At 71.5% G+C, this 11,579-nt stretch carries 10 protein-coding genes and 1 pseudogene; 5 read left to right on the top strand and 6 right to left on the bottom strand.

The genetic code is table 11. The features are described 5' to 3' along the window. Positions 1-142 precede the first annotated feature (142 nt). Both ACFWR9_RS23395 and ACFWR9_RS23390 read right to left on the bottom strand, forming a co-directional pair. Positions 143-937, bottom strand: coding sequence for an SAM-dependent methyltransferase (locus ACFWR9_RS23395; protein ID WP_383845305.1), 795 nt, complete (start codon positions 935-937; stop codon positions 143-145). 75 nt (positions 938-1,012) lie between these two features. Continuing rightward, on the bottom strand, positions 1,013-1,648 hold the full coding sequence (locus ACFWR9_RS23390; protein WP_383845303.1) for a hypothetical protein: 636 nt from the start codon (positions 1,646-1,648) through the stop codon (positions 1,013-1,015). A gap of 80 nt (positions 1,649-1,728) precedes the next feature. Between ACFWR9_RS23390 and ACFWR9_RS23385 the strand changes: the two genes are divergently transcribed. Further along, positions 1,729-2,118, top strand: coding sequence for a hypothetical protein (locus ACFWR9_RS23385; RefSeq protein WP_383845301.1), 390 nt, complete (start codon positions 1,729-1,731; stop codon positions 2,116-2,118). A gap of 54 nt (positions 2,119-2,172) precedes the next feature. Here the strand turns inward: ACFWR9_RS23385 and ACFWR9_RS23380 are convergent, their stop codons facing one another. The 3 genes from ACFWR9_RS23380 to ACFWR9_RS23370 all read right to left on the bottom strand — a co-directional run bounded on the left by ACFWR9_RS23380 (position 2,173) and on the right by ACFWR9_RS23370 (position 4,938). Next, positions 2,173-3,039 carry an endonuclease/exonuclease/phosphatase family protein gene (locus ACFWR9_RS23380; protein ID WP_383845299.1) on the bottom strand — a complete coding sequence of 289 codons (867 nt, stop codon included), beginning with the start codon at positions 3,037-3,039 and terminating at the stop codon, positions 2,173-2,175. Positions 3,040-3,094: 55 nt separating this feature from the next. After that, positions 3,095-4,189 (bottom strand): NAD(+)/NADH kinase, encoded by a 1,095-nt coding sequence (locus ACFWR9_RS23375; protein WP_383845298.1) that lies wholly within the window; start codon positions 4,187-4,189, stop codon positions 3,095-3,097. A 146-nt stretch (positions 4,190-4,335) separates the two neighbouring features. Then, entirely contained in the window at positions 4,336-4,938 is a 603-nt protein-coding gene (locus ACFWR9_RS23370; RefSeq protein WP_383845295.1) for a GPP34 family phosphoprotein, read from the bottom strand. A 129-nt stretch (positions 4,939-5,067) separates the two neighbouring features. Here ACFWR9_RS23370 and ACFWR9_RS23365 point away from each other — a divergent pair. From ACFWR9_RS23365 to ACFWR9_RS23350, 4 genes and pseudogenes are all read left to right on the top strand, one after another. Further along, a pseudogene (locus tag ACFWR9_RS23365) lies at positions 5,068-6,941 on the top strand (SMI1/KNR4 family protein). Between the two features lie 244 nt (positions 6,942-7,185). After that, entirely contained in the window at positions 7,186-8,628 is a 1,443-nt protein-coding gene (locus ACFWR9_RS23360; protein ID WP_383845292.1) for a family 2B encapsulin nanocompartment shell protein, read from the top strand. Positions 8,629-8,647: 19 nt separating this feature from the next. Beyond that, positions 8,648-9,706 carry a family 2 encapsulin nanocompartment cargo protein terpene cyclase gene (locus ACFWR9_RS23355; protein ID WP_383845290.1) on the top strand — a complete coding sequence of 353 codons (1,059 nt, stop codon included), beginning with the start codon at positions 8,648-8,650 and terminating at the stop codon, positions 9,704-9,706. Between the two features lie 65 nt (positions 9,707-9,771). Continuing rightward, positions 9,772-10,647 (top strand): geranyl diphosphate 2-C-methyltransferase, encoded by an 876-nt coding sequence (locus tag ACFWR9_RS23350; RefSeq protein WP_383845288.1) that lies wholly within the window; start codon positions 9,772-9,774, stop codon positions 10,645-10,647. Positions 10,648-10,657: 10 nt separating this feature from the next. On the opposite strand, the gene ACFWR9_RS23345 is transcribed toward ACFWR9_RS23350, so the two are convergent. Next, positions 10,658-11,551, bottom strand: a complete 894-nt coding sequence (locus tag ACFWR9_RS23345) for an NADP-dependent oxidoreductase (RefSeq protein ID WP_383845286.1) — start codon at positions 11,549-11,551, stop codon at positions 10,658-10,660. Positions 11,552-11,579: the final 28 nt, after the last annotated feature.

Below are 11,579 nucleotides of genomic sequence, written 5' to 3'. Positions count from 1 at the left end.
CTCCATGACGAACCGGGGCCTGCTACCGGGCACTCCGGTGTCTACCCGGACGGGACTCTCACCCGCAGGCCTGGACCAGCTTCCAGGACGCAACACACGGTGACGTTACTCGGATCGCCGCCGGGCGGCCGGCCCGTCCGTTTCACCGCTTGCGGGCCATCCCGGCGGCGATGAGGCGCTCCCACACGGTGAGTTCCCGCTCAGCCGCCTCGGAGCGCCACAGGGACGCCGGGACGATCCCGGGTTCGAGGATCTCCAAGCCGTCCAGCAGGGACTCGATCTCGTCGTCGGTCCGCCACCGGCCACGGCCGAACGTCCCCTGGAGGACCTTCTCGGCCTCCGCCGTCTCCGGGTTGTTCCCGGAACGGAAGTGGCTGACGAAGAAGTGGCTCCCGGCCGGCACCTGGTCGTGCCAGTAGCGGACGATCCCGGCGGGGTCCTCCTCGTCGTTGACGTGGTGGAGGATGGCGCTGAACATGACGGCGACGGGGCGGTCGAAGTCGATCAGCTCCACGATGTCCGGATGGCTCCGCACCGCTTCCGGGTCGCGCACGTCGACCGGCACGACCCGGGTCCGGTCGTTCTCCTCCAGCAACGCCCGTCCGTGGACCAGCACCTGGGGGTCGGTGTCCACATACACCACCCGGGCCTCCGGATCCTGTCGCTGCGCGACCTGATGGACGTTGTCGGCGGTGGGAAGGCCACTGCCCAGGTCGATGAACTGCCGCACCTCGGTGGTCGCGACGATCTCCCCCACCGCCCGGACCAAGGCGGCCCGGTTGGCGAACGCGATCGCCACCGAACCAGGAAGGTCACGTTTGAACACGTCGCCGATCTCCCGGTCCACGGCGTAGTTGTCCTTGCCGCCGAGCAGGTAGTCGTAGACGCGGGCGATACTGGGCCTGGTGCTGTCGATGGAGGAAATCTCTCCCGTCATGGCCCCCATCCTCTCCCCAACAGCGCCTGTCGGCCACCACTTTGCTCCAGCACCCGGGCGGTGAGACCGTCCGCGTCACACCACGCACTCGGGGCTGTCGCTCCGCTGCGCCTCGACGGGAGTGAGATCGCGCAGGGCCGGTGCGGGCAGTGCGGCGACGACGGCGAGCCAGATCGCGACGCCGGCGAGACCCGCCGTCGTGAGCGAGGCGTACTCGACGAGAACGCCCGTACCGAACAGGCCGATCGACGGAGCGGCGGTCGTGATCGCGTTCTGGGTGCCCATCACCCGGCCGCGCAGGCCGTCGGGGATCCGCTCCGCCATCAGCACACCGAGCACGGTACTCAGGATGCCGCCGAAGAAGCCGAGGACGACCGCTCCGGCGAAGACGACACCCACCGGCGGCAGCGTCCCGATCAGACCGACACCGACCGCCGACCCAGGCAGCGCGATCGTCAGCCAGGTGCGCCTGGTGGCGCGCGCACCGGCCGCCGCGTAGCCGCCGGAACCGGTCAGCATGCCGAACGCCAGCGAGTTGAGCACCATGCCGAGCTGTCCCTCCTCGCCGGACGCCGTGAAGTGCACGGGCAGGAGCAGCCCCTGGAACGCGGCCAGCGCGATGACCAGGACCAGGTTGAGGGCGGTCACGGCGAGCAGGAGCGGGCTGCGGCGGAACAGCAGCGTCCATCCTTCGCGCAGCTGCCCGAGCATCGCCCGAGGGGACGCGCCGCTCGGATCGCCCGCCGGCTCGCCGACCCGTCGGGGGTACGAGCAGGGTCACCACCGCCGCGGTGAGCGAGAGCGCCGCCGTGACCCACAGCGCCCCGGAGCCGGGCAGCACCACCACCAGACCGGCTCCCAGTGCCGGCCCCACCAGCATCGCCACCCCGCCCAGGCTCTCGCGCAGGGCGACGACACGGTCCAGTGTCATGCCGCTGTGCCGTGCCACCTGCGGCACCAGGGCCTCGCGCGCCGTGAGCCCCGGTACGTCGCCGAACGAGCCCACGATGCCGAACGGCACGAACCAGCCGACGCCGAGGCCGGTGATCACGTCCGCCAGCGGAAGCGCGGCGACGACCCCCGCGTCGAAGGCGCTGCCCGTCGTCCGCAGCACGACCAGGGGCAGCACGACTGCCGCGACGGAGTTGCCGAGGGTGGAGAAGCCGTACGAGGTCAGGTAGGCGATCAGTGACCGGTTCATGCACCCGACTGTGAACCATGACGTCGCGTCGGACTCAAGTCGCCGGCTCGTCCACGCGCCTCGTCGGGTCCACGTCGGTGTGGAGCAGGTAGTGGTCCGAGTACGCGCTCCGCTGAACGCGGTGCCGCAGCGGAGCGATGCCGCGCAGGAAGACGTAGTCGAACTTGCTCTGCCATTCGGTGGTCGGTGCGCAGCCCGCGTCCGGTGCGGGACGGCACGCGGGGTCCGTGTCCGTGGCCAGGGCCCAAATTCGGCCGAGTTCCGGTGCGTCCGGGACGGCGTTGAAGTCGCCGAGGACGATCGCGCGGTCGTGCCGGGCGACGGCTGCCGCCAGTACCCGGGTCTGGCCCGCGCGGAACTCCTCCTGGCGTCGTTGGGCGAGGTGGGTGTTGAAGACCCGGACGGACTGGCCGCCGACGGTCGTGGTGACCGCCATGTACCCGCGGTCCTCCGATCCGCCCTCCGGATACTCCACCTCGACGCGGTCCGTCATCGGGGCCGCCGACAGGAGCGCCTGGCCGAACCCGCCCGGGTTCCACGGCGCTCCCCCGCAGCGGCTCCAGTTCTGCAGGACCGAGCCGTACGCGACGTGGTAGCGCAGGCCGTAGAAGACCTCCAGGTAGTCCCGGATCTTCTCGACGTCCCGTGCGCACGCTTCCTGCATGCCGACGACCTGGGGGGCGTACGTCGCGATCTCCGCCGCGCGGTCGACGTTGCTCGCGTCGCAGGGGTTGCAGAGGTTCCACGTCATGACCCGGTTCGGCACGACATCCGTGACGGCGTCGACGGGCAGCGCCCGGGAGAAGGGAGCGCGGTCCGGCGCGCTCGGGCCCAGCAGCAGCAGACACGCCACGGCCACGGCGTATGCGAGCAATCGCGAGCCGCTCCTCCTGAGCACCATCGCCTCCTACCGGTGGACACACGTCGCAACTGACTTCTCCATGGGAGAGGTTATGTCACGAGCCGGCCGGCGATACATCCTCGGCCGAGGTCCCGTCGGCCACGGGCAGGGGCATCGCCAGGTGGGCGAGGTCCCTCGGCGGGGGCGTGCTCACCGGCCACAGGGGGGCGGGAGTGCCGTCGGCGACCGCCGCGGGGGCGTCGGTCAGCCGCATGCGCTCGCGCAGCCGTCCGTAGAAGTCCATGGGCCCCAGCCGCACGGCCCGCAGCCGGCGGGGAGCCGCGTAGACACCGATCCAGTCCCCGGGGTCGAGGACACCGCGCAGTTGCCCGTCGATGCTCACGGCTGCCCTGCCGGACCGTTCGAGGATGCGCAGGCCGACGGGTTCGTCCGGCGCGGTGACCACCGAGCGGTCGAAGGTCATGTGCGGGGCCACCGCGGTGAAGACGAGCGCCTCGGCCCGTGGGGAGACCACCGGACCGCCCGCCGCGAAGCTGTAGGCGGTGGAGCCCGTCGGGGTGGCCACCAGCAGGGCGTCGGCGGAGTACGAGGCCAGCAGGCGGCCGGAGACGTAGACGCCGACGGAGATCTGCCGGTCCCTGGACAGCTTCTCCAGTACGACGTCGTTGAGGGCCGTGACGTTCAGCGCGATGCCCCACTCGTCGCCGCTCTCGCAGTCCGTGCGCACGCGCGGCGGCGGCAGCAACGGGCCCCGTCCGTACCGCAGCAGGGCCTCCATCTCGGACGGGATCACCAGCAGGCGGGAGGCCCTCAGGGTGAGCAGCATGCGGTTCTCCGGGTCCACATGACCGTCCCGGACGGCGTCGAGGGCGGAGCGTACCGCCGGTGCGGGGACCTCGGTGAGGAACCCGACGCGGCCCAGGTCCACGCCCAGGATCAGCGCGTCGTTCTCGGCCGCCAGCCGGGCGCCGCGCAGGAAGGTGCCGTCGCCGCCCAGGGTGACGATGAGGTCCGGGTCGCCGGCCGCTTCGACCTCTTCCCGGGCGCTGTGCCGGCCCTCGCCGCTCCACACGTCGATGTCGGCACACCCGACCGCGTTCTCGTGGCACCACCGCCGGACGTCCCGCGCCGCCGCCGCCGCGCCCTCGCGGCCACCGTGCACCACGAGTCCGACCCGCTCGACCGTCACCGCTGCCTCCCTGCGCGTTCGTCCGGGTTCGCCAAGGCGTGCTCTGCCGGAATCCTCGCCGACCGTCACGGCGGGCCGGGCCACGACATGCCGACGGCGCGGGAAGGCCGCGCACGCCGGGAGACTTCACGCGTCCCGGTCGGCCGTCACAGTCCGCGCCAGATGTTGTCGAAGGCCGCGTCCTCGATGCTGCGGCGTTGCCTGATGGCGGCCAGCTCCACCACGGCGTCGTTCACGGCGGCGAGCACGGCGGCGATGCTGTCGTCCTCGGGATCCTCGACCCGGTCGGCCGACTCGTGGTGGATGCCCACCGCGGCCGCGAGGCCCGCCAGCACGGGGTCGCCTGAGGCCCAGCGGTCGGTGGCCCGCCGACGGACCTCCGGATCGGCCGGCGCCGGCCGTTCGGCGTCGCGCCGCCCCATCCAGCGCGGGCGCTTGCGGCGGGCGTCCTCCACCCCTTCGGCGGCGAGGTATTCAGCCGCCAGCCCACGCCCGCGGCGCCACAACCAGTCCTCCACCGACTCGTCCGGTTCCTTCCCGACCTGGGACGCCGCCGCGTCCAGCATGGGGTCACCGGACCCCGGCCGCTCCACCGGGCGGAGAACGGGCCCGTCCAGGGACACCGCGCCGGCTTCCAGCAGGTCGGCCAGTTCGGCTCCGGCGAGGGCCAGCGAGAGGTCGCCGCGCTCGACGGGATACTCGGTGCGCGCCTCCAGGGAGACGATCGTCAGGTCGTGCGCTGTGGTCATGGCGTGGGCTCCACATCTGTCACAAGTGCTGCGATACGCGGCCGTGATCGGTTCAGCCTACCCACGGGCACGGGGCCGGGTCCGACGCTCGCTGAGGCACTGTCAGTGGCTGGTGGCAGCATCGGGTTCATGACGGACTCGAAGGCCTTCGACTGGCGGAGTTTCCTCCTCATGTGGAGTGCGGAGTGGGCGGACGGCCTGCCGGACGGTGAGGGGCGGGGAGGGGACGACCGGGACGCCCGGCGGGCGCGGTGGCTGGGGTTCCCGCCCGCGTCCGAGGAGCGCGTCGTGGCCGTGGAGCAGCGCCTCGGTCGGCGGATGCCCCCGTCATACCGGGAGTTCCTGAAGGTCAGTGACGGGTGGCGGCACGCCGGCGGGTTCGTGTGGCGGCTGGCGGGGACGGCGGACGCGCGCTGGCACGACGACGAGTCGGGACTCGCGGTCATGTTCGAGGAGTACCTGGACGCGGACTCGGAGTACGAGGAGTGGCGCGAGGCCGGCCTGTGGCGGCGCGGGCTTCAGCTCGACGTGGAGTCCGACGCCATGTACGTCCTCATGGATCCCGAGGACGCGGACGAGGACGGTGAGTGGGCGGTGTACACCTGGGCGGGCTGGCGGGCGGCGCCGCCCGAGCGGCACGCCGACTTCCTGGAGTTCATGCGGGACATGCACCGGCAGTTCCACTGCCTGCGCGCTCGCCCGAGGGACGGGGCTCCGGCGTTCGTCAACGACACGACGCGACGGCTGGACGCCCTGGTGGAGGGAGCCCGGTCTGCGGCGCTGCGCGGCGACTGGGAGGGGGCCGGGCGGGCACTGGAGGAGGCCAAGGGATCCGGCAGACCGCGGGCGGGCGGGCTGGGCGACCAGATACGGCGCCTGCTCGGAGATACCTCGATGGTGTACTTCGAGGACCTGGTGACGGACCCGCGGTACGCGCCCGACCTGCTGCCGCCGTTGGTCGCCGAGCATGCGGAGCACTCGTACCGGGACGACTCCACGCTGAGGTTCCATCTGCGGGGCGCCGACGACGAGTTGGTGTCGCGGGCTCACGCGACTCTGGAGCGGGGCCCGGGAACTGGCGCGGTGGGGCGACACCGACGGGGCGTGGCGGACGCTGAGGAGCGCCCTGCCCCTGTGGGAGCCGCTGGGCCCGGATCATCTGGCGCCACTGGGGTGGATCGCCGACCCGTTTCTCGGGCCGCTGCTGACACCGGAGCGGGGCCGGGAACTGCTGTCCACGCCACGGGGCGGGCAGGCCGGTGACGCCCCCCGGCCGACGGCCGATCTGGACCCGGGTGACCTGGCCTGGCCGGCGGAGCCGAATCCGGGAGGCGGGCGCACCTCCTACCGGTTCGTCCTGGTGGAGGGTGTGGAGCCGGAGGAGTTGCCCGCACGTCTCTCGGACGGGGACGGCGCCGTGCTGGGCGAACCCTTGACCCTGTGGGAGGCGCGCGGCAGGTCGCGGAGGAAGGGCGGGGAGTTCCCGTCCTACGACGACAGGGCGGTGATGACGGTCGGCCGGGCCGGCGACGGCTGGAGTTTCGCCTTCGACCACGACCCCTCCGTTCTCGCCGCAGCGGTTCGTCTCCCCCGCAGCGGCTGCCAGTGCGGGCACGCGCGTGGTGGTGGTGTGGTGCGGCCTGCGGGACCGGCACGGGGAATCCTTCTTCCACCTGTCGGTGGCCCGGGACGGTGCCGAGCAGTACGCCGTCACGTACGCGGAGGGGCAGGTCCGGTCCGACGGGGAGATACCGCGTGCGCTGGATCCGAGCCGGTTCCTGGACGACCTGGAACCCCGCCCCGAGACGGAACGGCTGCTCCTGGAAGCGGTCGCGGAGGAGTTCGGCGCGCGTCTGCCGCGCCGGGCGATCGTCGACGGACGGCTGCACACGTTCACCACGCGCTCCTGGACGCGGCCGCCCCGGGACGGAGAGACGTACATGGTCGTCCAGGTGTACCTGGGACCCGGGCCACTGGGAGACCAGGGAGACCCGGGACGGTGAGGACGTCACTGCTCTCGCGGACCATGATCCCTCCGGGGTGAGCGGAGCACAGGTGGGGCGTGCGGGCGGGCTGCTCGTACGCCCTGCGCTTCATCAGGGATGTTTGTGCCTCGTGGCGTGAAGACCGCCCCCCTTCGCGCCTACCGGCAGGCTGCCCGGCGCTGGTTGTCTTGCTGAAGCGCACGGTCCACTTGTGCACCACGGGTCGTTCCGCTCACTACCGCTCGCCCTTCCGGGAGGGAAAGTGTCCGCTCAGGACAGCGCCACAGGTCTGGTCAGCTCGGACCACGGTCCCGCGGCATCCGCGGAGAACCCGCCCACCAGTCTCGGCACCCGTGCCGCACGTCAGCTGGCGACCACCACCAAGTCCGAGCCACAGATGCGGGCCATCTCCTCCCGATGGCTGATCAGGAGACTGCCGTGGGTGGACGTCAGGGGTGGCGCCTACCGCGTCAACCGCCGTCTGCAACTACGGGTCGGGCGGGGGCGGGTCCAGTTCGAGCAGAACGGTGCCGACGACGTCCGGGTGATTCCGCGGACCCTCACCGAGCTGCCCGTGCTGCGCGGCTATGCCGACCAGGAGGTCCTGACTGAGCTGGCCGGCCGTTTCGCGGTGCGCGAGGTCCGGGCGGGTCAGGTGCTGTGCGCGGCGGGACAGCCGGTCACCGAGATCTACCTGGCCGTCCATGGCCGCTTCACCCGGCTCGCCGTCGGGAAGTACGGCGGGGAGGCGGTGGTCGGTGTCGTCGGCGACGGCGAACCGGTGGGGGACGAGGCGATCGGCCTGCCCGACCCGCTGTGGCCGGTGTCGGTGCGTGCTCAGACGGCGGCGGTGGTGCTGGCGCTGCCGCGGGACGCGCTGGGTGAGTTCACCGACCGGGTGCCGTCCCTGGCCGCGCACTTGGCGGCGTACGCGGAGCGGCAGCGGCTGCCGACGAACCGCGGGGGCGAGGCGGACATGCCGGTCCAGGCCGGTCACAGCGGTGAGCCCACGCTGTCCGGGGGCTTCGTCGACTACGACCTCGCCCCGCGCGAATACGAACTGTCCCTCACCCAGACGGTGCTGCGCGTGCACACCCGGGTCGCCGACCTCTTCAGCGACCCCATGGACCAGACGCGGCAGCAGCTGCGGCTGACCATCCAGGAGATCCGCGAGCGCCAGGAGTGGGAGCTGGTGAACAACCGGGACTTCGGTCTGCTGCACAACGTCGACCACGGACAGCGCATCGGCACGTCCACGGGCCCGCCCACACCCGACGACATGGACGAACTCCTCTCCATGCGCCGCGGGACGGGGCTGTTCCTCGCCCACCCGAAGGCGATCGCCGCGTTCTTCCGGCAGTGCAACAAGCGCGGGCTGGTCCCGGGCTCCGCGACGGTGAACGGGCACCACGTCCCCGCCTGGCGGGGCATTCCGATCTTCCCGTGCGGCAAGATCCCCGTCTCCCGGTCGCACACCACCGGCATCCTCGCGCTGCGCACCGGCGAGGCCGACCAGGGCGTCGTCGGCCTCTACCAGACCGGCATCCCCGAGGAGTACGAACCCGGGCTGAACGTCCGGTACATGGGCGTCAGCCGGAACGCCGTCACCAACTACCTCGTGACCGCCTACTACTCGCTGGCCATCCTCGTACCCGACGCGGCCGGCCTCCTGGAGAACGTCCAACTCGGCCGGGTAGCCGACTGACCAGTTGGAGCACACGACCATGAGCATCTCCGCGAACGGCACGGCCGCGTTCTCACTGCCCGGCCCGCCGAACCCCGCCCGGTCCATGCGGGCCCGGCGCGAGAAGACCATCCCCGGCCTGAAGTACCGGCCCGTCTCACCCGCCGACCGGGACAAGGCCGCCGAGATCGACGAGAGACTGGAGGCCTGGGCCCGCGCGCTCGACCTGTTCCCGCCGGAGTGGAGCGGGGACTTCTCCCAGTTCCAGTTCGGCCGTGCCGTGGCGCTGCAGCACCCCGACGCGGTCGACATGGAACGGCTCACCGTCGCCGGCAAACTGCTGCTGGCGGAGAACATCGTCGACAGCTGCTACTGCGAGGAGGACGAGGGCAGGGGTGGCGCGCGGCGCGGCCTCGGCGGCCGGCTGATCATCGCCCAGTCCGCCCTCGACCCCTTCCACTCCACCCCCGACGCCGAACAGGACTGGCGCCAGGGCGTCCAGGCCGACGGCCCGCTGCGGTCGTACCACTGGGCTCTCAAGGACTACGCGGCGCTCGCCACACCCAGCCAGACGAGCAGGCTGGTGCACGACCTCGCCCGGCTGCACCTGGGGTACCTGGCGGAAGCCTCCTGGTCGGAGACGCGTCACAGGCCGCACGTCTGGGAGTACCTGGTGATGCGGCAGTTCAACAACTTCCGGCCCTGTCTGTCCATCGTCGACACGGTGGACGGCTACGAACTGCCCGAAGCCGCCTACGCCCGCCCCGAGGTGCAGCGGATCACCGTCCTCGCCTGCAATGCCACCACCATCGTCAACGACCTGTACTCGTTCACCAAGGAACTGGCGAGCGACCCGGAGCACCTGAACCTGCCCCAGGTGGTCGCCGCCAACGACCGGTGCGGTCTGAAGGCCGCCTATCTCCACAGCGTCGACATCCACAACCAGATCATGGAGGCGTTCGAAACGGAGTCCGCCCTGCTGTCCACCACCTCGCCCCTCGTCGAGCGATACGCCCGCGGCCTGGCCGACTGGGTGTCGGGCAACCACGAATGGCACGCGAGCAACAGCGACCGCTACAGCCTGCCCGACTACTGGTGACCGACGCCCGGCACCAACAGCACACGGCACGACAGAACACGCACCACAGCACCAGGGAGCCATAGTTGACGACCGCCCAGACCGGCGCCAAGGCCGCGCCGGTACCCACCCAGTCCACGTACCAGAACCGTGTCGCGGACTACTGGAACGCCGAAGAGAACCCGGTCAACCTCGAACTCGGCCGAGTCGACGACCTCTACCACCACCACTACGGCATCGGGGACGCCGACACATCGGTGCTGACCGAACCGGACGCGGACCGGCGCCGGGATCGGATCACTCACGAACTGCACCGGCTGGAGCACGCCCAGGCCGAGTTCCTCGCCTCCCACCTCGGCGACCTCTCCCCCGCCGACCGGGTCTTCGACGCCGGCTGCGGGCGCGGCGGCGGCAGCGTGGTGGCCCATCTGCGGCACGGCTGCCACAGCGACGGGGTCACCATCTCGGCCAAGCAGGCCGACTTCGCAGGCGAGCAGGCCCGCAAGCGCGGCATCGACGGCAAGGTGCGCTACCACCACCGCAACATGCTCGACACCGGCCTCGCCACCGGCGCCTACTCGGCGTCCTGGAACAACGAGTCCACGATGTACGTCGAGCTGGACCTGCTCTTCGCCGAGCACGCCCGCCTCCTGCGCCGCGGCGGCCGGTACGTGGTGATCACCGGCTGCTACAACGACACCTACGGGCAGGCCTCCCGCGAGGTGTCGCTCATCAACGCCCACTACATCTGCGACATCCACCCGCGCTCGGCGTACTTCCGGGCGATGGCCCGCAACCGGCTCGTCCCCGTCCACGTCCAGGACCTCACCGCCGCCACGATCCCCTACTGGGAACTGCGCCGCGAGGCCGACCATCTCGTCACGGGCATCGAGGACACCTTCCTCAACGCCTACCGCAACGGCAGCTTCCAGTACCTGCTGATCGCGGCCGACCGGGTCTGACCCGCTCCGCTCAGACGATCACGACCCGACGGCCGCGCGCGTGACCGGCGCGGCTGTCGGTGTGTGCCGCCGCGGCCTCGGCGAGGGTGTAGGACTTCTCGACCGGGATGTGGAGCTTCCCGCGCGAGATGAGGTCGGCGGCCTCGGCGAGCGCGTCCGGCACGCTCCCGGCGACGCCGGAGAACCGGACGCCGAGCTTCGGCGCGTCGAGGTCGGCGATGGAGATCACCTTGCGCGGGTCCCCGGTCAGCTCGACCAGTTCACGGATCACGCCGGAGCCGGCCAGGTCGAGGGCCCCGTCGACCTGCCCGAGCCGTCGCACCCGCTCGACCCAGCCCTCGCCGTACGTCGTGGCGAGGGCGCCCAGGCCACGCAGATAGTCCTGGTTCGCGGCACCGGCCGTGCCGATCACCGTGATGCCCCGGTGGCGGGCGATCTGCAGCACCGCCGAACCGACTCCGCCGGAGGCGCCGCTGACCAGCAGCGTCTGCCCGGCCCGCACACCGACCTCGCGGATGAGGCGCAGCGCGGTCTCCACCACGGAGGGATAGCCGGCGGCCTCCTCGAACGTCAGCCCCTCGGGCATCCGGGCCCAGGCGGACAGTACGGCGAACTCGGCGTAGGTACTCGCGCCTTCGCCGAAGACGTGGTCGCCGACCGCGAATCCTTCGACACCCTCGCCGACCTCGTCCACCACCCCGGAGGCGTCCAGCCCCACTCCGGAGGGCAGCTCGATCGGATGGGCCTTGAGGATCTGGCCTTCGCGCATCCTCCAGTCGACGGGGTTCACACCCGCCGCCCGCACCGCGATGCGGACCTGACCGGGGCCCGCGTGGGGCTCCTCGGCGTCTATGAGGTGCAGCACTTCCGGGCCGCCGAACTCGGCGAAGCTCACTTTCTTCATGCGGCCGACCGTAGCACTAACGGTTAGG

Origin of the sequence: Streptomyces sp. NPDC058534 (genome assembly GCF_042717365.1) — a bacterium.
GTDB lineage: Bacteria > Actinomycetota > Actinomycetes > Streptomycetales > Streptomycetaceae > Streptomyces.
This window is presented reverse-complemented; position numbering and strand designations above follow the sequence as displayed.

Bases quoted from the DNA above. Each gene is read 5' to 3' on its own strand.
- ACFWR9_RS23355 (WP_383845290.1), top strand. From the start codon at position 8,648: ATGAGCATCTCCGCGAACGGCACGGCCGCGTTCTCACTGCCCGGCCCG.
- ACFWR9_RS23380 (WP_383845299.1), bottom strand. From the start codon at position 3,039: ATGGTGCTCAGGAGGAGCGGCTCGCGATTGCTCGCATACGCCGTGGCC.
- ACFWR9_RS23370 (WP_383845295.1), bottom strand. From the start codon at position 4,938: ATGACCACAGCGCACGACCTGACGATCGTCTCCCTGGAGGCGCGCACC.
- ACFWR9_RS23345 (WP_383845286.1), bottom strand. From the start codon at position 11,551: ATGAAGAAAGTGAGCTTCGCCGAGTTCGGCGGCCCGGAAGTGCTGCAC.
- ACFWR9_RS23395 (WP_383845305.1), bottom strand. From the start codon at position 937: ATGACGGGAGAGATTTCCTCCATCGACAGCACCAGGCCCAGTATCGCC.
- ACFWR9_RS23390 (WP_383845303.1), bottom strand. From the start codon at position 1,648: ATGCTCGGGCAGCTGCGCGAAGGATGGACGCTGCTGTTCCGCCGCAGC.